Genomic DNA, 19616 nt, shown 5'->3' with positions numbered 1-19616 from the left:
CTCTGCATCCATCACACCGCGCCGCGCCGGGCGCGAACAGGGGTTCCCGTGGGGCGTCGTCCGGCATCCCAGACATGCCCGACCGCCCCTCAGTCCGGGATGAGCCGCTTGCCGAACGTCGCGACCTCGTCCTCGCTGTACCCGAGGCCGCCGTAGAAGCCGTGGGCGCCCTCATTGCCGCGCCGGACCATGAGCATGACTTTGGGGCAGCCCAGCGCCGTGAGCCGCGACTCGGCCTCGGCCAGGAGTGCGCGGCCGATCCCCTCGCCCTGCCGCCCGGGCTCCACCGCGAGGTAGTAGACCCAGCCCCGGTGCCCGTCGTACCCCGCCATCGCCGTCCCGACGACCTCCTCTGCCGCGGCCGCGACGAAGAGCTCGGGCCAGGTGGAGGTGGCGCGGTCGATGTCCCGGCCGGGGTCGTTCCAGGGCCGGGTGAGCCCCGCGGTGCGCCAGAGGGCGATGACGGCCTCGCGGTCCGGCTCGGCGTAGGTGCGCAGGATCATCCCGCCACGCTACCGCCCGGGGCCGCGGACCGTGTTGACTGTCTCCGGAAGGGGGATCGGTGGACTACGGGAATCCTCGAGCGTGGCGCGGGCTGCTGCTCAGCGGCGGCTGGGGCAGGTCGGCGCACCGCGGCAATCCACGCGACCGGCACGTGCTCGGCATCGCCTCGACCGTGTGCGGGGCGCTGTCCCTCGCGGGCGCCCTGACGGTGACCATGGTCCTGACCACCGAGCTCGGCTGGTACGGCCCCCGCGGCGCCCCCGAGATCGGCACCTGGCTCCTCCTGCAGTGGGACTCGCTGATGGTGGTCTGGCTCTGTGCCGGCGCCGCGGTCGCGGGGCTCGGCTCGGGCATCGCCTCGCTCGCGGCGCGCTGGTCGCTGGGGCTGACGGTCGTCGGGCTCACGCTCTCGGCCGCGGCCCTCGCGGCGACGCTCAGCGCGTGGGGCCTGTTCTTCTTCAACCACCTGTAGAGCGCGCCCGCGGCGCCGGAGCCGGGCGCGCTACTTGACGCAGGGAACGCTGCCGCCCTGGAGCTGGCCCTGCCAGTCCGCGTAGGTCGACGTGGTCGGCGTCGGCGTGGCGGACGTCGGAGTGGGGGTCGGCGTCGCACTCGCGACGGAGGACGGCGAGGCGGGCCCCGCCGCCGGCGAGGTCTCCGCGGACGTGGGGGCCGCCGTCGTCCGCGTGGCCTTCGGAGCGGGCGGCGCCGGTGGCGCGAGCAGGGCGCGGACGGTGGCCTGGATCTGCGGGACGTCCACGAGATTGACCGATGCGCCGTCCGGCGAGGTGCCGAAGCCGAGGATGGGCAGGGTACTGAAGGAGACGTTGCCGCCGGTGAGGGAGGTGGCCTGCTGGGCCAGCTGCAGGAGGTCGAGTCCGCGGTCCACTGCCATGTTCTTGCTCACGGCGTCGAGCACGCCCTCCATCTTCGGCAGGTTCGTGAACGTGCCCGCCTGCTTGAGCTGGTGGAGCACCGAGACGATGAAGGCCTGCTGGCGGCGGGTGCGGTCGAGGTCGGTGAAGTCGTAGCTGGGGTCCGATGTGTCGCGGCGCTGGCGGACGAAGGCCATGGCCTGCTGGGCGTTGATCTGCTGCATCCCGGCGCGGAAGTCGGCGCCGGAGAAGGTGTCCTGGGTCGCCCGGTTGACGCACACGGTGATGGGCTGGATCGCGAGGGCCACCTGGTAGAACGCCACCATGGTGATCTCGACGAAGTGGTCGATGCGGACCCCGCCGAGGAATGCCGACACGGTGGCGAGCTCGGCCGCCCGACCGGCGTCCCGCGCCGCCTGATAGGTCGCGTCGTCGTTCGGCCTGCCCCCTCCCAGGAGCGCGGCCTGCTTGGCCGCGAAGCCGTAGCTGTAGGCCTCCTTGACCTTGGTCTTGAAGCCGGCGCCGGGGAAGCCCGCGGTCTGGACGTAGTCGTCGCGGGGGATGGAGATCGCGGTGGACCGCGATCCGTCCGCCGGGATGTGCACGAGCATGAGCACGTTGGCGTTGTAGAACCCGCCGCTGTCATCCCCGGCGTGGAGCGCGTTCTGGATGTCCTGGGGCAGCGCCCTGCCGTTCTCGTCGACCCGGGAGTCGAGGCCCATGATGAGGATGTTGGTGTCCTTGGAGAGCTTCGGCACCGAGGGCGAGGAGGCCGATGCCGTGGGGCTCGCCGTCTCGGCGAAGGCCTCCGAGAGCGCGTCGGAGCGGTGCACGTTCGCGTTGAACCGCCCGGCCAGCTGCACGACGTAGACGACCGCGCCGGCGCCCGCGAGCGCCAGCACCGTCGCGACGACGAGGACCACGCGCAGCCACGTGCGCCGGCGCGCGGGCCGCGTGCGGTCCGCGCCGCTTCCCTGCTCCGCCATGCGCAGCCCCCTCGGCAGGACGCGCCCGGCTGCGCCTGCGGCCGGCGGGCATCCATGTGATGCACACCATACAGCCGCCGCCCCTCGGGCGCATCAGAGAATCTGGGGGCTACTGGGCCTGCGGCCGGAGCGAGCCGATGAGGCCGCGGGCGGTGAGCAGGCTGCGCGAGGCCTCCTCCGGGGCAATGCGCACGAGGGCGAAGGCTGCCACTACGAGCCCCGTCACGGCGTCGGCGAGCCGCTCCCTCTCAGCTGCCGTGGCCGCCGGCAGGTGCGCCCCGATCCCGCGGCCCACGGCGGCGCGCAGTTCGTCCCGGTAGTCCGCGATCACGCGGGCCACCTCGGCATCGTGGGCGATCGGCGCCCCGGCGGCGTTGATGAGCAGGCATCCGTTGGCGGCGGGCGCGGACCCGGCGCCGGCGAGCGCCTCCCGCAGCCCGTCGAGGTACCCGATGACGGCGTGCGGCTCGACGTGGGAGCCCTGGAGCGGGCGCAGGCGCGGGCGGACGACCTCGTCGAGGTAGCTCTGCACGGCGGCGTCGAAGAGCCCGCGCTTGGACCCGAAGGCGTTGTAGATGCTCGAACGGCTCAGCCCGGTGGCCTGCTCGAGGTCCGGCACCGAGGCGTCCTCGTAGCCGGACTGCCAGAACACGGCGCGGGCGGCGCGCACCGCCGTCTCCCGGTCGAAAGCCTGCGTCCTGCCCACGGGCCACCCCACTTTCTGTAACGTTCAGTCCAGTATATAGTGGACCGGTCGTTACAGAATACGGATGGACGTCAGTTCCGGCGAAAGGGACCCCCAGCATGTCGCAGACCTCCAGTACGCAGATCCAGCTTGTCCGCCGCCCCTCGGGGTGGCCGACCCACGAGGACTTCCGGACGGTGACCGTCCCGTACGGGGACCTCGAGCCCGGACAGGTCCGCGTGCGCAACGAGTTCGTCTCGGTCGACCCGTACATGCGCGGCCGGATGAACGACTCCCGGAGCTACGTGGCCCCGTACGCGCTCGGCGAGACCATCACCGGCGGAGCCGTGGGCCGGGTCGTCGAGTCCGCCTCCGACGAGGTGCCGGAGGGCGCCGTCGTGCTCCACCAGCACGGCTGGACCGACGCCATCCAGGCCGACGCCGGGACCTTCCGGGTGCTGCCCGACGTCCCCGGCGTGCCCCTCTCGACCCGCCTGCATATCCTGGGCATGACCGGCATGACGGCCTACGTGGGCCTCACCGCGATCGCGGCCCTGAAGGCCGGGGAGACGGTGTTCGTCTCCGGCGCGGCCGGTGCGGTGGGCACCGCCGCCGGGCAGATCGCCAAGCTGCTCGGGGCCAAGCGCGTGATCGGCTCTGCCGGCTCGGCCGAGAAGGTCGCGCTCCTCACGCAGAAGTACGGCTACGACGCGGCGTTCAACTACAAGGACGGGGACGTGCGCGGCCAGCTCGCAGCCGCGGCCCCCGAGGGCATCGACGTGTTCTTCGACAACGTGGGCGGCGAGCACCTGGAGGCCGCGATCGAGGCCTTCAACGACGGCGGCCGGGCGGCCCTGTGCGGGGCGATCTCGGCCTACAACGCGACCGAGCGGCCGGCAGGCCCGGACAACATGTCCAACCTCATCACCCGCGGGCTGAGCCTGCGCGGCTTCACCCTCGGCCACTACCTGCACCTCGCCCCCGAGTTCACCGAGCGGATGACGGCGTGGTTCGCCGCGGGCAGCATCGCCTACGACGAGACCATCGTGGACGGGATCGAGCACACGGTCGATGCGTTCCTGGACATGATGCGCGGGGCGAACACCGGCAAGATGCTCGTGCGGATCTGAGGCGCGGCCGCTGGCGGGCCGGCCCGGACCGCTGAGCCGGCCCGGGTTCAGCCGCGTCCGTAGATCCTCGCGGCGAGGTCCCCGGCCGCCTTCTGGACCCGGGCGGCGAGCTCCTCGCGCCGCTGTGCGGGCACGCGCTCGGCCTCGAACGTCACCGCAACGGCCGCCGTGGGCCAGCCCGCGTGGTCCCGGACCACGGCCGCCACCGAGGCGAGCCCCGGCGTCACCTCGCCGCCCTCGGTCGCATACCCGCGCTGGCGCACCTGGTCCAGCTCCGACTGGAGGGCCGAGTACGAGCGGATCTGCTCCCCCTCCTCGGTGCGGGAGCTGAAGGCTGCGGCGTTCGGGTAGAGCGCACGGACCTGGGACTTCGGCAGCGCCGCGAGGATCGCCCGCCCGCTCGCGGTGAGGTGGCTCGGCAGGCGCACGCCCACATCGGTGACGAGCGAGGGCCGGTTCTTGGCCCGCTCCTCGACGATGTAGAGCACGTCCCGGCCGTGCAGCACGGCGAGGTGGGTGCTCTCCCCGATCGCGTCCACGAGCGCGGCCAGCAGGGGCCGCCCGAGGCGCGAGAGCGGCTCCTGCCGCGAGTAGGCGCTCGAGAGCTCGAAGGCGCCGATCCCGAGGCCGTACCGCTGCTCCTCGGGCAGGTGGAGGACGAACCCGTTCTCCTCCATGACCGCGAGCAGGTGGTAGACCGTGGAGCGCGGCAGGCCCAGCTGCGCCGCGATCGCCGAGGCCGGCTGCGGCCCGCGCCGGGAGGCCAGCAGGCGCAGGATGCGCAGCGTGCTCTCCGCAGCGGGCACCTTCGACTTCTCCCGCCCCTCGGTGGTGGGCATGGGGACTCCTTCCGCTCTCGGTCGGGCTGCGCGACTGTCTGCAATCCCGGACCACCTCCAGTGTGGGGCGGACGACGCCGGGCGCGCACCCGCCGTGGTCCGCTCACCGTCCGGGATTCCGGACACTATCGCGCCGTCCGGGCATCTGGGATACAAGACACACTCTGGTGGTGACGCCACTCACAGCCCCCGCAGGGACCGGCACAGTGGGAGGAGCCTGGCCCGAAGGCCCTTCCCAACGACGTGAGGATCCCATGCAGACCACTCAGCCGGCCGCGCTCAGCCGCGGCCTCAACGTCCGGCACATCCGGTTCATGGCCCTGGGGTCGGCCATCGGCACCGGGCTGTTCTACGGCTCCGCCGAGGCTATCCAGGCGGCCGGCCCGGCGGTCCTGATCGCCTACATGATCGCCGGCGCGGCCGTGTTCATGGTGATGCGCTCGCTCGGCGAGATGGCCGTGCGCCACCCCGTCTCCGGGTCGTTCAGCCAGTACGCCGGCCGGTACCTCGGCCCCTTCTGGGGCTTCGCGACAGGCTGGACCTACGTCTTCGAGATGGCGATCGTGGCCCTCGCGGACATCACCGCGTTCGGCATCTACATGGGCTTCTGGTTCCCGCAGGTCGACCGGTGGGTGTGGATCGCCGCCGTGATCCTGGTCCTGACCGCCATCAACCTGCTCAGCGTCAAGGTCTTCGGCGAGCTCGAGTTCTGGTTCTCCCTCGTGAAGGTCGCCGCAATCATCGCCATGATCGCGGGCGGCGCGGCCCTCATCGCGTTCGGCTTCTCGTCGCCCTCCGGCGGCCAGGCGGGCGTCCACCAGCTCGTGGCGAACGGCGGCCTGCTCCCGAACGGCTTCGGGGGCCTGCTCGCCTGCTTCTCGGTGGTGGTGTTCGCCTTCGGGGGTGTGGAGACCATCGGGGTGACGGCCGGCGAGGCCGCGGACCCCAAGAAGGCCATTCCGCAGGCCGTCAACACCGTGCCCGTGCGGATCCTGCTCTTCTACGTGCTCACGCTCGGCGTGCTCATGAGCCTGTTCCCGTGGAACCAGGTGGGCGCGCAGGGGAGTCCCTTCGTGCAGATCTTCAGCGGCCTCGGGATCCCCGGGGCGGCCAATGTGCTCAACGCGATCGTCATCACCGCGGCGCTGTCCGCGATCAACTCCGACATCTTCGGGGCGGGCCGCGTCCTGTTCGGCCTCGCGCAGCAGGGCCACGCGCCGGCCTCGTTCGGCAAGGTGTCGGCGCGCGGGGTGCCGTGGATGACCGTGGTGGTCATGACCGGCGTGCTCGCCGTCGGCGTGGTGCTCAACGCCGTGATCCCCGAGGACGTGTTCACGGTCATCGCCTCCATCGCGACCTTCGCAACCGTGTTCGTGTGGGCCATGATCCTCGCGAGCCACGTGGCCATGAAGCGCGAGATCCGTCGGTACGCGCTCGCGCCGAGCGAGTTCCCGTCCCCGCTGTGGCCCGCCGCCTCGGTCCTCGCGATCGCGTTCATGGTGTTCGTGACGGTGCTCCTGGGCTGGTTCGAGGACACCCGCGTGGCCCTCGTGGTGGGCGTCGTGTGGGTCGCGCTCCTGGCTGGCGCGTATGCGCTGTGGGTCCGCGGCGACGGGCGGCGGCGGCCGGGGCTCCTTGACGAGACCGCCCCGCTGCCCGTGGTCTCCCCGAACGAGCGGGTGCGGGCGTAGCCCTCGGCGCCCACGGGCATTTCGACACAACTCAGCGCCGTTCCGGCCCCTTTCGGGGCGGAAACGGCGCTGAGTTGTGTCGTTGTGCTCGGGTCGGCGGACGGCGGGCCGGTCCTAGCGGGCCGACCAGCCGCCGTCCATCGTGTAGGACGCCCCGGTGACCATGCCGGCGTCGTCCGAGGCGAGCCAGCAGGCGAGGGAAGCCACCTCGGAGGGCTCGACGAGCCGCTTGATAGCCATCTCCGTCAGCATGACCTTCTCGAGGACCTCTGACTCGGGGATGCCGTGGGTCTGGGCCTGGTCCTTGATCTGCTTCTCGACCAGGGCTGTGCGGACGTAGCCCGGGTTGATGCAGTTGGACGTCACCCCGTGCTCGGCGCCCTCGAGCGCGGTGACCTTCGACAGGCCCTCAAGGGCGTGCTTCGCCGTGACATAGGCGCTCTTGAAGGCCGAGGCGCGCAGGCCGTGCACCGACGAGAGGTTGATGACCCGGCCCCAGCCGCGCTCGTACATGTGCGGAAGTGCGGCGCGGACCAGGAGGAAGGGCGCCTCGACCATGAGCCGCTGGATCCGCCGGAAGGCCTCCGGGTCGTACTCGTGGATGGGGGCGACCTTCTGGATCCCCGCGTTGTTCACGAGGATGTCGCAGTCGAGCCGCAGGTCCTCGAGTGCGGCAGTGTCGAGCAGGTCCACGGCCCACGCACTGCCCCCGAGGTCCGCGGCGAGCTTCTCGGCGGCGCCGCCGTCGAGGTCGGCGACCACCACGTGCGCGCCCCGGTCGGCGAGCCCGCGGGCGACCGCCGCGCCGATCCCCGCCGCACCGCCGGTGACGAGTGCCTTGCGGCCGTCGAGGCTCATGCGCGGGCCCCTGCCTCGGACACCTTGCCCTGGAAGCGGGCGGCGTCGGCGGCATCGAGCGCGTGCAGCGAGGCGCCCTTGGTCTCGCGCATGGCGAGGACGGCGATGAGGGTGATGACGCCCGCTGCGGCGAGGTAGACCGCAGTCGGCCACCACGAGCCCGTGGCCTTGAGCCACTCGGTGGCAAAGACGGGGGCGAGCGAGCCCGCGACGATCGAGGTGACCTGGTAGGCGATCGAGACACCCGAGTAGCGCATGCGGGTCGGGAACATCTCGGCCATGATGGCCGGCTGGCCGGAGTACATGAGGCCATGGAAGACCAGGCCCACGATGATGGTCAACAGGATGACGAACACATTCTTGGTGCCGAAGGCCGGGAAGGCCCAGAAGCCCCACGTGCCGCCGAGGATCGCGCCGGCGAGGTAGATCGGCTTGCGGCCGATGCGGTCGGCGAAGCGGCCGATCACCGGGATGATCGAGAAGTGGCAGATGTGCGCGATCGCGATGACGCCGAGGATCGAGGCGGTGTTCATCTTCAGGCCAGTGCCGAGGTAGACGATCGAGAACGTGACCACGAGGTAGTACAGGATGTTCTCCGCGAACCGCAGGCCCATGCCGACGAGGACGCCGCGCGGGTAGCGCCTGAGGACCTCGAAGACGCCATAGCCGGCGGCCTTCTCGGTCTCGAGCTCTGCCTTGGCGGCTTGGAAGATCGGCGCCTCGTCGATCTTGGTGCGGATGACGTAGCCCACGATCACCACGACGGCGGAGAGCCAGAAGGCGACGCGCCAGCCCCACACGAGGAAGGCATCGGCGGAGAGGGCCGAGGTCATGATCCACAGGACCACAGTCGCGAGGACGTTGCCCAGCGGCACCGCGGCCTGGGGCCACGAGGACCAGAAGGCCCGCTTCTCGTCCGGGGCATGCTCGGCCACGAGCAGGACGGCGCCGCCCCACTCGCCGCCGAGGGCGAGGCCCTGGATGAAGCGGAGGACGACGAGGAGGATCGGCGCCCAGATGCCGATCTGCGCGTAGGTCGGCAGGCAGCCCATGAGCACGGTCGCTGCGCCGATGAGCATGATAGTGATCTGCAGGGTCTGCTTGCGCCCGATCCTGTCGCCGATCTGGCCGAAGACGATGCCGCCGAGCGGGCGGGCGATGAACCCCACGGCGTAGGTGAGGAACGCGGCGATGATCGCGTCGTACTCGTTGCCCATCTTGGGCAGCAGGATCTTGTTGAACACGATCGTGGACGCGGTCGCGTAGAGGAAGAAGTCGTACCACTCGACCACCGTGCCCGCCATCGAGGCGGAGACGATCTTCTTGAGCAGCGGCTGCTCGGTACTGCCTGCGGAGCGCTGGTTCACGCTCATGGGGTGCCTCCTGGGTGTCGTCGCTGACACGGCTCGCAAACGGGGCCTCGCGGGCGTCTTCACGGTATGACGCCCATCACATGTCCCGACGAGTATTCCCTGCGCAGGTCTGCGCCTTCAATGGTCAATCCAGCACGGATCATGTGCAGATTTGCAGACGGAGCCGTAGGGTTTCCCTATGATGCCGGGCCAGCCCTCACCAGATCTCCTCCTCGTGCTCCTCGAGGTATCCCGCTCCGGGAAATTCACGACGGCGGGGGAGGGCCTGGGCCTGAACCACACCACCGTGGCGCGCAAGATCGCGGCCCTCGAGAAGTCCCTCGGGGGCCGCGTGCTGGCCCGCGCCGCGGGCGGGTGGGAGCTCACGCCGCTCGGGGAGCGGGCCGTGGGCGTGGCAGCCCAGGTAGCCGACGCGGTGGGGCGGCTGGGGCCCGGCGGGGAGGACCCGATCACCGGGGTGGTGCGCATGACGGCGACGGACGGCTTCAGCGCCTACATCGCCTCTCCCGCGATAGCCCGGCTGCGGGCCGAGCACCCCGGGCTGACGGTGGAGCTCGTCACGGTCACCCGCCGTGCCCTCCAGCAGCGCTCCGGGGTGGACATCGAAGTCGTCGTAGAGGGCGAGCCGCAGGTCCACCGCGCCCAGGCCGTGCGGCTGGGCGAGTACACGCTGGGGATGTACGCCTCCCGCGGGTACCTCGCCCGGCACGGCGCCCCGCGCACTCCTGAGGAACTGGCCCGCCACGGCCTCGTCTACTTCGTCGACTCGATGCTCCAGATCGACGACCTCGACGCCCCCCGGCGCCTCGCGCCCGAGATGCGGGACGGCCTGACGTCGACCAACGTGTTCGTGCACGTCGAGGCGACCCGGGCCGGCGCCGGCATCGGCTTCCTGCCGTGCTTCATGGCGGACCGCCACGAGGACCTCGTGCGGCTCCTCCCCGACTACTTCCGCGAGCAGCTTCCGTACTGGATGGTGCTGCGGCCGGACTCCTACCGGCAGCCCGCCGTCGCGGCTGTGGCCGAGGCGCTGCGGGCCCAGATGGAGCGTTCGCGCCCCATGCTGCTGGGCCGTGCGGATCCGTCTCCCGAGCGCTGACCGTGCTGGCGGGCGCCGGGGAGGCAATCAGGGCAGGGCGTCCGGATCCACCACGTCCACCTCCGGTGGAGGGGCCGGGTCGCGGCGCGGTTCGGCGGTCCCGATCCACCCGCGGACCTGGGCATCCTCCCAGACCTGGGCGGGCAGTCCGCCGCCGAGCAGGCGGCGACGGAGCGCCGGTGAGGCGGGGATCGGCGTCGCGCTTCCGGCGATCACGAAGTTGCCGTGCCTGCGGCCCTTGAGCATGGCCGAGTCGGCGACGATGGCGGTGTGCGGGAAGACGGCGGCGATCGCGGCCGCCTCGGTCCTCGCGGAGACGTGGTCCGGAGCGCTGCCGATGTTCGCCAGGAACAGCCCGCCCGCGTCGAGCAGTCGGGCCGAGGCCTCGATGAACTCGACGGTGGTCAGGGAATCCGGGGTGGTGGACCCGGCGAAGACGTCGCGGACCACGACGTCGCGGGTGGCCGGGGTGAGGGACTCGGTGACCTCCCGGGCCTCGCCGACGCGCAGGCGCAGCAGCGGCGCCCGCGGCAGGTCGAACCATCCGCGCACGTACTCGGCGAGCTTCGCGTCGAGCTCGACGACGACCTGCCGTGCGTCCGGGTAGCGCGCAGCGAGGTACCGCGGGATGGAGCAGCCGCCCCCGCCCTGGTGGAGGGCGCGGAGCCGGTCGGTGCGCGTGGGGTCGAGGCGGTCCTCGATGAGGGCCACGATCCAGCGCATGTACTCGAAGTCGAGCCGGAGCGGGTCGGACAGGACGATGTGCGAACTCTGGACGCCGTTGATCTTCAGGAGCCAGCCGTCGCGGGAGTCGCCGTCCGGCACGAGCTCCGCGCTGCCGGTGCTGATCGGGTAGAGGCCCGCCGAGGGGCCAGGCCCCTGCTGGGCGGGCATCAGTCGCCCCCGCCGGCGCGGCGCACCATGCGGATCTCGTACACGGGCGTTCCTCCGACCTCGTCGAGGTGGCGGGCGCCGTCGGGCACGAAGCCGAGCTTGCCGTAGAACCCCCGGGCCCGCGGGTTGTCCTCGAAGACCCATACGGAAGCCGGGCGGTCTGCGAGGACGCGCTCGACGACCGCCTGCCCGGCGCCCGTGCCGTGCAGCTCGGCCAAGACGCAGACGGTATAGAGCTCCTCCGCGGCGGGGGCATCGTCGTCGCGGGCGGGCCCTGCCCCCGCGAACCCGACCACGCGCCCGCGGGAACGGACCAGCGCGAACCGTGCGGGCGACTGTGGGGAGAGCGACCTGCGCCAGCCCTCGGTGCGGGCCGGCGAGCCGCCGAGGCCGCCCTCGAGGAAGGCCGCCGGGAGAAGGTGGGCATAGGCCTCGCGCCACGAGGCGTCCTTGACCGCGAGCACCGCCTCGGCGTCCTCGGGCGTGGCATCGGTGATCTCGAAGGCAGGCTCCGGCGCCGTGCTGCTGGTGGCCACCGCCTGCTACCTCACCACGGCCAGGGCGAAGCCGTCCCAGCCCTTGGACCCGGCCGTCTGCACGACGGTCGCGTCGAAGAGGGGGCCTCCCAGGAGCTCGAGGGACTCCACGATGTACGGCGCGTCGGAGTCGCCGCCCTCGGGGTCCAGGAGCGTGCCCTCCCACACGGCGTTGTCGAGCACCACCACGGTGCCGGGCCGGCCGAGCCTGACCGCCCATTCGAGGTAGCGGGAGTTGTTCTGCTTGTCGGCGTCGATGAAGACGAGGTCGTAGGGGCCGGACAGTCCCGAGAGCGTCTCGAGGGCGCGGCCCACATGCACGGTCACCTTCTCGGCGAGGCCGGCCGCGGCGAGGTTCTCGCGGGCCACGGCTGCGTGTTCCGGGAGGTACTCGAGCGTGTCGAGGTGGCCGTCCTCGGGCAGGGCCTGGCCCATCCAGATGCTGCTGAACCCCGCGAGCGTGCCGATCTCGAGCACCCGCTTCGCGGCGGAGATCCGCACGAGGAGGTTCAGCAGCTTGCCGGACGTGGGCTGGACTTCGATCGGCGGCATGCCGCGTGCCCCGGCCGTCTCGAGGGCGCGCTCATGCTCGGGCCCCGGCTTGACGACGGTCCGCGTGAGCCAGCGTTCGACCTCGGTCCATTCGGGCTGCGCGACATGTTCGACCATGCCGCCAGTCTGGCACTTCGCGCCGGGGCCGCGACAGCGTCCCGCCCGACCGGCGCGTCAGCCGCCCGGCTGCTCCGCTGCCCGGCCCGCGATCGCCCGCTCGAGCCGCTCCACTTTGCCGGTGATCTCGCCGGTGTGGCCCGGGCGGATGTCGGCCTTGAGCACGAGGGAGACCCGCGAGCCGTAGCGGCCCACGGCTTCGGTGGCGCGCTTCACGACGTCCATGACCTCGTCCCACTCCCCCTCGATCTCGGTGAACATCGAGCTCGTCCGGTTGGGCAGGCCGGACTCCCGCACGACCCGGACCGCTGCCGCGACCGCTTCGTGGACGGAGTCGGATGGAGCGGACGACGGCGAGCCGGGCGCCTCGGCGGGGCGGCCGGCGTCGGACGCGGGGCCAGAGGGGGACACGGAGAAGGCGACGATCATGCGCACCAGTGTGCCACCGCCGAGGCCGCGACAAGGTTGAGAGCGTGCCGTCATATAGGCGGCACCCCGACTCTCGGATGGGTACTGTTGAGGCATGCAGCAGGAACGGGCGTGGCGCAAGCCGATGCGCGCCGACGCGGCACGCAATATCGAGAAGATCATCACGGCGGCCCTTGACTGCTTCCGCGAGGAGGGCCCGAATGTGTCCCTCAAGACCGTCGCGGACCGCGCGGGGGTTGGCCCGGCCACGCTGTTCCGCAACTTCGCCGACAAGGACGAGCTGGTCCTCGCCGCGGTCGAGCGGCAGATCAAGGTCAAGGTCGAGCCTGTGGCCGAGATGGCCCTCGAGAACCCCGACGCCGCCTCCGGCCTCGTCGAGGTCCTCAGCGCCGTCATGCAGGTGGCGAACGACGAGCACAACCTGCTCTCCGCCGTCGCGGGCCGGCGGAGCCTGCTGGTGGGACTTGCCGGCAAGCTCATCGAGTCCCTCGGGGTCCTGCTCCAGCGAGGCCAGCGGGAGGGGACCCTGCGCGAGGAGCTCCAGCTGATCGACATGGTGCGGCTCGTCGCGATGCTCATCGGCGCCGGCGACACCCTGGAGCCGGGGTCCTTCGCGTGGCAGCGCTACGTGGCGCTCGTCGAGGACGCCATCCGCACCCACCGCGAGAACCGGCCGCTGCCGCCGCTCGGCCCGATCCCGGGCGTCGAGCTCCCCCTCTGACCCCCAGGAGGTGGCTCCTAGGAGGTGGCCTTCAGAAGGGCGGGGATCGGTCAGCCCCAGCCGAGGAGGCGCAGGAGCGCCGCCGCTGCGGCGCCGGCGATGACCACCACGAGGAACGGGGCCCGCAGCAGCAGTGCCACGGCCGCTGCGGCGAGCGAGCCGAGGCGGGCGTCGAGCACGAGGGACTGCCCGCTCGCGAACGTGTTGACGGCGGTCAGGGACGCCAGCAGCCCGATGGTGACCGTGCCCGCGACCCGCAGCATGCGCTCGTTGTCCATCCACCGGCGCGGCAGCAGGTAGCCGAGCAGCTTGAGCGCGTACGCGGCGGCGCACGCGAGGACGATCCAGGCCCACAGGCTCATGCGTGGCCCCCGTCCTGGCCCTCGCCCGCGTGGGGGTCGCGGCGGGAGTAGGGATCCAGATCGGGCCCCAGCCCTTCCACCCCGGCGCCTGCGGAGGGCCGGCCGGCGGCAGCCCGCGCGTGGCTGAGCCATCCGAGGACCGCGGCGACGAGCGCCGCGATGAGGATCGGAACGCCGGGCGGCACGAACGGCACGGCGAGCACGGTCGCGAGGGCGCAGAGCACGGCGATGGCCCAGGGCTCGCGGCCCTTGAGGCGCGGCCACAGGAGCCCGAGGAAGGCGGCCACGGCGGCGCCGTCGAGCCCCCACTGCTTGGGGTCTCCGAGGGCGTTGCCCGCGAGGGCACCCACCGCGGTGAAGACGTTCCAGAGCACGAACACCCCGACCCCGGCCACCCAGAATCCCCGGCGCTGTTCGGTCGGCGACTCCTGGCCCACCGCGGTCGCAGTGGACTCATCGATCGTGAACTGGGGGGCAACGAAGCGGCGCCAGCCGGCAGGGGCGAACATCGCGTTGAGCTGCATGCCGTAGACCGCGTTGCGCACCCCGAGCAGCGTGGCTGCGGCGGTGGCCGCGGCCCCCGGGCCGCCGCCTGCGAGCACGCCGATGAAGGCGAACTGCGAGCCGCCGGTGAACATGAGCAGGCTCAGGGCCACGGTCTGGAGGACGTCGAGCCCCGAGGCGACCCCGAGCGCGCCGAAGGAGATGCCGTAGAGGCCTGTCGCGACGGCGATCGAGAGGCCGATCCGCGCCGCAGGCGAGCGGCGCAGCGGCACCGGCCCCGCGCCGTCGTGCGCAGGTTCGGGTTCGGGGAGAGGACCCGCCTCAGCCAAGCGCCGCCCCCAGCTGGGCGAGCACCTCGGCGGGGCGGTTCGTGGTGATCTGCTGGATGCCGGCGCCGAGGCAGTGCTCCACGTCCTCGGGCGCATCCACCGTCCAGACGCGGAAGGTGAGCCCTGCCTCGAGCCAGGCACGCACGCGGTTCGGGTGGTCCCGGACGTAGCGGATCCCGGGGCCGGCAATGCGGGCGCGGCCCTCGTCGAGGATCGCCTCGGCGTCCATCTGGGCCGCCTTGAGCACGTTGGCGACCGCCCCGCCGGTGAGGGCGCCGAGCGCGGCCGACTGGCGCAGCTCCTCGACCGAGACGTCGTCGACGAGCATGCAGACATGCCGCGCCGGGACCGAGGCCAGGAGGTACTCGATGGCCTCTGCGTCGAAGCTCATGAAGCTGACCTGGATCCCGCCCACCCGCGACTCCTCGGGCTCCCAGCCGCGGCAGCGCAGGGCCTCGAGCACGCGGTCCTCGAGCGCCCGGCGGTACGGGCTCGGGTGCTTGAGCTCGATCGCGAGCCCCACCTCGCGCCCGGAGGCCGCGAGGAGGTCGAGGAGCTCGGGCAGCGTCAGCAGCTGCTGGCTCTGGGCGCCGAATTCGTCCGGGACGCGGACGCCCTTCCACGACGAGAAGTCGAGCTCGCGGAGCTGGGCGAGGGTCCGCTCTGCCACGGGCCCGGTGCCGCTCGAGGTGCGGTCCAGGTTCGCGTCGTGCAGCAGGACCAGGTGCTGGTCGCGCGTGAGGTGGACATCGCATTCGACGCCGTCCGCGCCGTCGGCGAGCGCCTGGAGGTAGGCCGCACGCGTGTGCTCGGCGAAGCGCGCGCTCGCGCCGCGATGGGCATAGACAAGGGGGCGGGTGGTCATGGCGCAAGGGTATCCGACCCATCCGACGCCCAGATTGCGCCATACCCCTAGGGGTACTATCCTTGAGTGAAGCAATACCCCTAGGGGTATCCCGATGGAAGGAGAGCCATGCTGCTCGAGCGAATCTACGACAACGACCTGGCACAGGCCAGCTACATGATCGGCTGCCAGGCCAAGGGCGAGGCGCTCGTCGTCGACGCCCGGCGCGACATCGCCCCGTACCTCGAGCTCGCCGCCGCGAACGGCATGAAGATCGTGGCGGTGACCGAGACCCACATCCACGCGGACTACCTCTCCGGGTCCCGCGAGCTCGCCGCTGCCACCGGCGCAGAGCTGTACGTCTCCGGCGAGGGCGGCGAGGACTGGCAGTACGGCTTCGAGGCCGAGCGGCTCATGGACGGCAGCACCATCGCGCTGGGCAACATCACCGTCAAGGCCGTCCATACCCCGGGCCACACCCCGGAGCACCTCTCGTTCCTCGTCAAGGACGGCGCCTTCAGCGACCAGCCCGGCTACCTCCTCTCGGGCGACTTCGTCTTCTCGGGCGACCTCGGCCGCCCCGACCTGCTCGATGAGGCCGCCGGCGGCGTGAACACCCGCTTCGAGGGTGCACGCCAGCTCTTCACGAGCCTCAAGGAGAAGTTCCTGACCCTGCCGGACCACATCCAGGTCCACCCCGGCCACGGCTCCGGCAGCGCCTGCGGCAAGGCCCTCGGCGCCATCCCGTCCACCACGGTGGGCTACGAGCGCCTGTTTGCCTGGTGGGCCCCCTACCTCGCCGCGAACGACGAGGAAGGCTTTGTCCGCGAGCTCCTCGACGGCCAGCCTGACGCCCACGCCTACTTCGGGCGGATGAAGCGCCAGAACCGCCTCGGACCCGCCGTCATGGGCGGCCGCGGCGCACTCCCCGAGCTCGCCCCCGAGGCCATCGCGGAAGACCTGGCCGCGGACCGGATCACCTTCGTGGACACCCGCCACCACACCGACGTCCACCAGGGCACGGTGGCGCGCTCCCTCAACATCCCCGCGGGCGGCAAGACGGCCACCTACGGCGGATGGGCCTACGATCCCGAGACCGACTCCCGCCCGCTCGTGCTCCTCGCCCAGAACGAGGAGGCCGCCGGGCGCATGTGGGACTCGCTCGTGCGCGTGGGCATCGACAACGTGGCCGGCTTCACGCCCACCCTCGAGGGCCTGCCCCTGACGACCCCCCGCACGCTGGAGCCGGCGGACCTCGAGGGCTTCGACGCCGCCCTCGTGCTCGACGTCCGCAACAAGACCGAGCACGCCGGCGGCCACATCCCGGGCTCCGAGCAGCTCAGCGCCGGCCGCGTCCTGTGGCACACTGACCAGCTCCCGTCCGAGGGCGTGATCGTGAGCTACTGCCAGAGCGGCGTCCGCAACTCGGTCGCGGCGAGCGCGCTGCGCCGCGCCGGCTATGACGTCGTCGAGCTCGAGGGCAGCTACCTCGGCTGGAAAGCGTTCGCTGACGCCCAGGAGGCCGTCGCCGCCCGCTGAGCCCCTCCCCGAGCAGCCCCCTCAGACCCCGGATGCCCCGCCTGTCCCCCCGCAGGCGGGGCATCCGGCTGTCCGCCCCCGCCGGTAGGGTTGAGTCATGGTGACGCTGAACCGCACCCCCGGCCCCCGCCCGGGAGCGGAGTCCGCCCCCGGCCCGACCGACCTCGAACGGGCCGCCGCCCTGAGCCGGATGAAGGCCCTCGCCCTCTCCCTCCTGATCGGGATGGCGGTGATCTTCGCGGTCTCGTTCGCACTCCAGGACCGGTACGCGTGGCTCCAGTACGTGCGGGCGGCCGCCGAGGGCGGCATGGTGGGGGCGCTCGCGGACTGGTTCGCCGTCACCGCGCTGTTCAAGCACCCGATGGGGCTGCCCATCCCCCACACCGCGATCATCCCCACGCGCAAGGACGCGATCGGGGCGTCCCTGAGCGGGTTCGTGCGCGACAACTTCCTCTCCTCCGCGGTGGTGCGCGCCAAGCTCGACAGCGTCGACGTGGCACGGAAGGCGGGCACCTGGCTGGCGAGCCCCGCGGGCGCCGAGCGGGTCGCGAAGGAGGGTGCCGCCGTCGTGCGCGGGGCCTTCACCGTTCTCAACGACGACGACGTGCAGGCCGTGATCGAGGGCATGGTCCGGCGCCACCTGCTCGCGCCGCCGTGGGGGCCGCCGCTCGGCCGGGTGGCCGACCAGGTCCTCGCGGCCGGCCACCACCACCAGCTCGTCGACCTGCTCGTGGACCGCGCGGCCGACTGGGTCGCGGCGAACTACGAGGCCGTCACACGGGTGGTCTCGGACCGCTCGCCCTCGTGGGTGCCGAGCTTCGCGAACGACCTCGTGGGCGACAAGATCTACATCGAGCTGTCCAAGTTCGTCGCGGCCGTGCAGTCGGACCCGGACCACCAGGTGCGCCGGTCCATCGACGCCTACCTCCGGGAGCTGGCCCAGGACCTCCAGCACGAGCCGGCCATGATCGCCCGGGTCGAGGGCATCAAGGCGCAGGTCCTCGGCGACCCGCAGGTGCGCAGCCTCGCGGGCCGGACCTGGGCCACCCTCAAGCGGGTGCTGCTCGAGGCCGTCTCGGACCCACGCAGCGAGCTGCACCAGCGGTTCACGACGGCGGTGCGGGACTTCGGCGCGCGGCTCGTCGAGGACGAGGAGCTGGCGGGGAAGGTCAACGCGTGGGTCGCGGATGCGGCGTCGTACGTCGTGGCGACCTACCGCGACGACATCGCGGGCGTCATCGAGGATACGGTTGCCCGCTGGGACGCCCAGGAGACCTCGGAGAAGATCGAGCTCCAGGTCGGCAAGGACCTCCAGTTCATCCGCATCAACGGCACCGTGGTGGGCGCGCTCGCGGGGCTGCTGATCTTTGCCGTGGCGCACGCCGTGTTCGGCGGCTAGACGGACGACGGCGCGGGCCGCCCCGGGCGCGGCGGCGTCCGGCGCGCACGGGGTCCGGCCGGCCGGCTCAGTCCGCGAGCGGCCCGGTGGCGGCGCGGCCCTCGAGCATTCTCGTGCGGCGCTCTTCGATCTCCCGCTCGACGGCCTGCTGGGGCGTCTCGGCGGGCAGCACCTCGGGCGCCGGGCCAAAGGCCGTCTCGGCCGCGCGCACCACGGCGCGCCCCATCAGGAAGTTGCCGGCACCCCCGACCACCGCACCGACTCCGAACGGGAGGGCGCGGCCCACGAGCGCACCGCCTTGCCGCTTGAGCAGCCACCTGAGGAAGCGCCGCTGCACGGTGCCCTGGATGGCCTTGACCGCCGAGGACGGCACGGACCGGTTCAGCGCCACCCCCCAGGCGCTGGACGGGTGTCCGCCGCGACCCAGGGCCTGGCCGCCCAGCGCGGAGAGCAGGGCCGTGCCCTCCTCCCCCAGCATGAGCGCCATGATCGTGGTGCGGGCCCGGTCCGGGTCTTCGAGGTGCACGCCGTGGAGCTCCGCGATCGAGGCCGCGTACAGGGCCGTCGCCTCGAGGAAGCCCACGGTCGCAGCAGCGGAGAGGCCCAGCGACGTCATGGTCCCCAGCCCCGGCATCGCCGCGGTGCCGCCCACGGCGGCGCCCGTGCCGCCCACCGCGGTGAGGTACCGGCGCTCGAGGCGGCGCGCGAGCTGGGCGGGGGAATCCTTCGGATGCTGGCGCCGCAGCCGGCGCAGGTTGGCCAGCACGAGCGGGCGCTGCACGTCCACCGCCGCCAGGAGTGCCCGGTGGACGCGGGGAGTCGCCTGGCCCCGGGCGTCGAACATCGTCTGGTGCGCTGTGTCCTGCGCGATCCGCAGGGCAATGTTCTTCTTCGCCATCTGCACAGGCTAGACCCGGGCGCCGGACGTGTCCCCCGCCCTTCGCGCTCGGCGTAGCCGGAGGGGGCCCGGCCCGCCGAGGCGGACCCACTGTTTCGGAGGGCGGCCAGCGGGGAAAGGGACCGGCGACCCGCGCCCCGCGGGCTTGGAGCGCTGCCAGTGCACCGGCAGCGGCGGAAGGAGCTCATTATGGGCATCGGTGCGTCAATCTTCCTCATCGCCATCGGCGCGATCCTCGCGTTCGCGGTGACGCCTGGCCTCATCCCCTTCATCGACCAGACGCTGGTCGGCTACATCCTGATCGGCGTGGGCGTGCTGGGCCTGATCGTCTCGCTCGTCATGATGGGCAGCTCGCGGCCGCGGCGCCGCGTGACGGAGTCGCGGCAGCTGGTGGACCCCGAGACCGGGGAGGCCGTCACCCGGCGCGACAGCCGCGAGATCTAGCGGCTGTC

The 19616-nt window shown here is 72.1% G+C and carries 22 protein-coding genes; 8 read left to right on the top strand and 14 right to left on the bottom strand.

Going from position 1 to position 19616, the window contains the following annotated elements; genetic code table 11:
- Window positions 1-89: 89 nt before the first annotated feature.
- Window positions 90-503 (bottom strand): GNAT family acetyltransferase, encoded by a 414-nt coding sequence (locus ACYVKZ_RS15465; protein ID WP_460993106.1) that lies wholly within the window; start codon window positions 501-503, stop codon window positions 90-92.
- Between the two features lie 59 nt (window positions 504-562).
- Here ACYVKZ_RS15465 and ACYVKZ_RS15460 point away from each other — a divergent pair, with 59 nt between their 5' ends.
- On the top strand, window positions 563-976 hold the full coding sequence (locus ACYVKZ_RS15460; RefSeq protein ID WP_460993105.1) for a hypothetical protein: 414 nt from the start codon (window positions 563-565) through the stop codon (window positions 974-976).
- Between the two features lie 30 nt (window positions 977-1006).
- Here the strand turns inward: ACYVKZ_RS15460 and ACYVKZ_RS15455 are convergent, their stop codons facing one another.
- Together ACYVKZ_RS15455 and ACYVKZ_RS15450 are read right to left on the bottom strand one after the other, a co-directional pair.
- On the bottom strand, window positions 1007-2365 hold the full coding sequence (locus ACYVKZ_RS15455) for an LCP family protein (RefSeq protein ID WP_460993104.1): 1359 nt from the start codon (window positions 2363-2365) through the stop codon (window positions 1007-1009).
- Between the two features lie 109 nt (window positions 2366-2474).
- Window positions 2475-3071, bottom strand: coding sequence for a TetR/AcrR family transcriptional regulator (locus tag ACYVKZ_RS15450; RefSeq protein WP_460993103.1), 597 nt, complete (start codon window positions 3069-3071; stop codon window positions 2475-2477).
- Window positions 3072-3169: 98 nt separating this feature from the next.
- Between ACYVKZ_RS15450 and ACYVKZ_RS15445 the strand changes: the two genes are divergently transcribed.
- A complete protein-coding gene (locus tag ACYVKZ_RS15445; RefSeq protein ID WP_460993102.1) occupies window positions 3170-4180 on the top strand; it encodes an NADP-dependent oxidoreductase in 1011 nt (336 codons plus the stop codon).
- 47 nt (window positions 4181-4227) lie between these two features.
- Here ACYVKZ_RS15445 and ACYVKZ_RS15440 read toward each other — a convergent pair whose 3' ends face one another.
- Window positions 4228-5019 (bottom strand): IclR family transcriptional regulator, encoded by a 792-nt coding sequence (locus tag ACYVKZ_RS15440; RefSeq protein ID WP_307006967.1) that lies wholly within the window; start codon window positions 5017-5019, stop codon window positions 4228-4230.
- A gap of 254 nt (window positions 5020-5273) precedes the next feature.
- Here ACYVKZ_RS15440 and ACYVKZ_RS15435 point away from each other — a divergent pair, with 254 nt between their 5' ends.
- The gene (locus tag ACYVKZ_RS15435; RefSeq protein ID WP_460993101.1) at window positions 5274-6710 is read left to right on the top strand and encodes an amino acid permease; all 1437 of its coding nucleotides are present in this window, start codon (window positions 5274-5276) and stop codon (window positions 6708-6710) included.
- Window positions 6711-6824: 114 nt separating this feature from the next.
- Here ACYVKZ_RS15435 and ACYVKZ_RS15430 read toward each other — a convergent pair whose 3' ends face one another.
- Together ACYVKZ_RS15430 and ACYVKZ_RS15425 are read right to left on the bottom strand one after the other, a co-directional pair.
- The gene (locus tag ACYVKZ_RS15430) at window positions 6825-7568 is read right to left on the bottom strand and encodes a 3-hydroxybutyrate dehydrogenase (protein ID WP_460993100.1); all 744 of its coding nucleotides are present in this window, start codon (window positions 7566-7568) and stop codon (window positions 6825-6827) included.
- The gene (locus tag ACYVKZ_RS15425) at window positions 7565-8941 is read right to left on the bottom strand and encodes an MFS transporter (RefSeq protein WP_460993099.1); all 1377 of its coding nucleotides are present in this window, start codon (window positions 8939-8941) and stop codon (window positions 7565-7567) included. Before ACYVKZ_RS15425 ends, ACYVKZ_RS15430 begins: the two co-directional genes overlap by 4 nt.
- Window positions 8942-9119: 178 nt before the next feature.
- On the opposite strand from ACYVKZ_RS15425, the gene ACYVKZ_RS15420 reads away from it, so the two are divergent.
- Window positions 9120-10040, top strand: coding sequence for a LysR family transcriptional regulator (locus tag ACYVKZ_RS15420; protein WP_460993098.1), 921 nt, complete (start codon window positions 9120-9122; stop codon window positions 10038-10040).
- 27 nt (window positions 10041-10067) lie between these two features.
- Here ACYVKZ_RS15420 and ACYVKZ_RS15415 read toward each other — a convergent pair whose 3' ends face one another.
- Genes ACYVKZ_RS15415 through ACYVKZ_RS15400 form a run of 4 tightly spaced genes read right to left on the bottom strand, consistent with a single transcriptional unit; the run spans window position 10068 to window position 12568 of the window.
- Window positions 10068-10934: a spermidine synthase gene (locus ACYVKZ_RS15415; protein ID WP_460993097.1), complete on the bottom strand. Its 867-nt coding sequence runs from the start codon at window positions 10932-10934 to the stop codon at window positions 10068-10070.
- Window positions 10934-11470 (bottom strand): GNAT family N-acetyltransferase, encoded by a 537-nt coding sequence (locus tag ACYVKZ_RS15410; protein WP_460993096.1) that lies wholly within the window; start codon window positions 11468-11470, stop codon window positions 10934-10936. Before ACYVKZ_RS15410 ends, ACYVKZ_RS15415 begins: the two co-directional genes overlap by 1 nt.
- A gap of 6 nt (window positions 11471-11476) precedes the next feature.
- Complete coding sequence (locus ACYVKZ_RS15405) at window positions 11477-12139, bottom strand: O-methyltransferase (protein WP_460993095.1); 663 nt, start codon at window positions 12137-12139, stop codon at window positions 11477-11479.
- Between the two features lie 57 nt (window positions 12140-12196).
- Window positions 12197-12568: a thiamine-binding protein gene (locus ACYVKZ_RS15400; RefSeq protein WP_460993094.1), complete on the bottom strand. Its 372-nt coding sequence runs from the start codon at window positions 12566-12568 to the stop codon at window positions 12197-12199.
- 94 nt (window positions 12569-12662) lie between these two features.
- Here ACYVKZ_RS15400 and ACYVKZ_RS15395 point away from each other — a divergent pair, with 94 nt between their 5' ends.
- Window positions 12663-13289 carry a TetR/AcrR family transcriptional regulator gene (locus ACYVKZ_RS15395; RefSeq protein ID WP_307006957.1) on the top strand — a complete coding sequence of 209 codons (627 nt, stop codon included), beginning with the start codon at window positions 12663-12665 and terminating at the stop codon, window positions 13287-13289.
- A gap of 50 nt (window positions 13290-13339) precedes the next feature.
- Here ACYVKZ_RS15395 and ACYVKZ_RS15390 read toward each other — a convergent pair whose 3' ends face one another.
- From ACYVKZ_RS15390 to ACYVKZ_RS15380, 3 genes are read right to left on the bottom strand one after another with little or no spacing between them, the layout of a single operon-like run.
- Window positions 13340-13651, bottom strand: coding sequence for an AzlD domain-containing protein (locus ACYVKZ_RS15390; protein WP_307006955.1), 312 nt, complete (start codon window positions 13649-13651; stop codon window positions 13340-13342).
- On the bottom strand, window positions 13648-14427 hold the full coding sequence (locus tag ACYVKZ_RS15385; protein ID WP_460993196.1) for an AzlC family ABC transporter permease: 780 nt from the start codon (window positions 14425-14427) through the stop codon (window positions 13648-13650). Before ACYVKZ_RS15385 ends, ACYVKZ_RS15390 begins: the two co-directional genes overlap by 4 nt.
- A gap of 49 nt (window positions 14428-14476) precedes the next feature.
- On the bottom strand, window positions 14477-15349 hold the full coding sequence (locus ACYVKZ_RS15380) for a glycerophosphodiester phosphodiesterase (protein ID WP_460993093.1): 873 nt from the start codon (window positions 15347-15349) through the stop codon (window positions 14477-14479).
- A gap of 108 nt (window positions 15350-15457) precedes the next feature.
- Here ACYVKZ_RS15380 and ACYVKZ_RS15375 point away from each other — a divergent pair, with 108 nt between their 5' ends.
- Both ACYVKZ_RS15375 and ACYVKZ_RS15370 read left to right on the top strand, forming a co-directional pair.
- Entirely contained in the window at window positions 15458-16867 is a 1410-nt protein-coding gene (locus ACYVKZ_RS15375) for an MBL fold metallo-hydrolase (protein WP_460993092.1), read from the top strand.
- A 97-nt stretch (window positions 16868-16964) separates the two neighbouring features.
- A complete protein-coding gene (locus ACYVKZ_RS15370) occupies window positions 16965-18266 on the top strand; it encodes a DUF445 domain-containing protein (RefSeq protein WP_460993091.1) in 1302 nt (433 codons plus the stop codon).
- Window positions 18267-18333: 67 nt separating this feature from the next.
- On the opposite strand, the gene ACYVKZ_RS15365 is transcribed toward ACYVKZ_RS15370, so the two are convergent.
- Complete coding sequence (locus ACYVKZ_RS15365) at window positions 18334-19164, bottom strand: hypothetical protein (protein WP_460993090.1); 831 nt, start codon at window positions 19162-19164, stop codon at window positions 18334-18336.
- A gap of 189 nt (window positions 19165-19353) precedes the next feature.
- On the opposite strand from ACYVKZ_RS15365, the gene ACYVKZ_RS15360 reads away from it, so the two are divergent.
- Complete coding sequence (locus ACYVKZ_RS15360) at window positions 19354-19608, top strand: DUF6458 family protein (RefSeq protein WP_307006951.1); 255 nt, start codon at window positions 19354-19356, stop codon at window positions 19606-19608.
- Window positions 19609-19616 lie beyond the last annotated feature (8 nt).

This window comes from Sinomonas soli (genome assembly GCF_054782415.1).
The sequence above is the reverse complement of the archived record's forward strand: the minus strand, read 5'-3'. Positions and strand labels throughout refer to the sequence as shown.

What these genes read in the sequence shown, in the direction of transcription:
- ACYVKZ_RS15465 (WP_460993106.1), bottom strand. Translation starts at nt 503, where the DNA reads ATGATCCTGCGCACCTACGCCGAGCCGGACCGCGAGGCCGTCATCGCC.
- ACYVKZ_RS15455 (WP_460993104.1), bottom strand. Translation starts at nt 2,365, where the DNA reads ATGGCGGAGCAGGGAAGCGGCGCGGACCGCACGCGGCCCGCGCGCCGG.
- ACYVKZ_RS15445 (WP_460993102.1), top strand. Translation starts at nt 3,170, where the DNA reads ATGTCGCAGACCTCCAGTACGCAGATCCAGCTTGTCCGCCGCCCCTCG.
- ACYVKZ_RS15440 (WP_307006967.1), bottom strand. Translation starts at nt 5,019, where the DNA reads ATGCCCACCACCGAGGGGCGGGAGAAGTCGAAGGTGCCCGCTGCGGAG.
- ACYVKZ_RS15435 (WP_460993101.1), top strand. Translation starts at nt 5,274, where the DNA reads ATGCAGACCACTCAGCCGGCCGCGCTCAGCCGCGGCCTCAACGTCCGG.
- ACYVKZ_RS15430 (WP_460993100.1), bottom strand. Translation starts at nt 7,568, where the DNA reads ATGAGCCTCGACGGCCGCAAGGCACTCGTCACCGGCGGTGCGGCGGGG.
- ACYVKZ_RS15425 (WP_460993099.1), bottom strand. Translation starts at nt 8,941, where the DNA reads ATGAGCGTGAACCAGCGCTCCGCAGGCAGTACCGAGCAGCCGCTGCTC.
- ACYVKZ_RS15420 (WP_460993098.1), top strand. Translation starts at nt 9,120, where the DNA reads ATGATGCCGGGCCAGCCCTCACCAGATCTCCTCCTCGTGCTCCTCGAG.
- ACYVKZ_RS15415 (WP_460993097.1), bottom strand. Translation starts at nt 10,934, where the DNA reads ATGCCCGCCCAGCAGGGGCCTGGCCCCTCGGCGGGCCTCTACCCGATC.
- ACYVKZ_RS15405 (WP_460993095.1), bottom strand. Translation starts at nt 12,139, where the DNA reads ATGGTCGAACATGTCGCGCAGCCCGAATGGACCGAGGTCGAACGCTGG.
- ACYVKZ_RS15400 (WP_460993094.1), bottom strand. Translation starts at nt 12,568, where the DNA reads ATGATCGTCGCCTTCTCCGTGTCCCCCTCTGGCCCCGCGTCCGACGCC.
- ACYVKZ_RS15395 (WP_307006957.1), top strand. Translation starts at nt 12,663, where the DNA reads ATGCAGCAGGAACGGGCGTGGCGCAAGCCGATGCGCGCCGACGCGGCA.
- ACYVKZ_RS15390 (WP_307006955.1), bottom strand. Translation starts at nt 13,651, where the DNA reads ATGAGCCTGTGGGCCTGGATCGTCCTCGCGTGCGCCGCCGCGTACGCG.
- ACYVKZ_RS15380 (WP_460993093.1), bottom strand. Translation starts at nt 15,349, where the DNA reads ATGACCACCCGCCCCCTTGTCTATGCCCATCGCGGCGCGAGCGCGCGC.
- ACYVKZ_RS15375 (WP_460993092.1), top strand. Translation starts at nt 15,458, where the DNA reads ATGCTGCTCGAGCGAATCTACGACAACGACCTGGCACAGGCCAGCTAC.
- ACYVKZ_RS15370 (WP_460993091.1), top strand. Translation starts at nt 16,965, where the DNA reads ATGGTGACGCTGAACCGCACCCCCGGCCCCCGCCCGGGAGCGGAGTCC.
- ACYVKZ_RS15365 (WP_460993090.1), bottom strand. Translation starts at nt 19,164, where the DNA reads ATGGCGAAGAAGAACATTGCCCTGCGGATCGCGCAGGACACAGCGCAC.
- ACYVKZ_RS15360 (WP_307006951.1), top strand. Translation starts at nt 19,354, where the DNA reads ATGGGCATCGGTGCGTCAATCTTCCTCATCGCCATCGGCGCGATCCTC.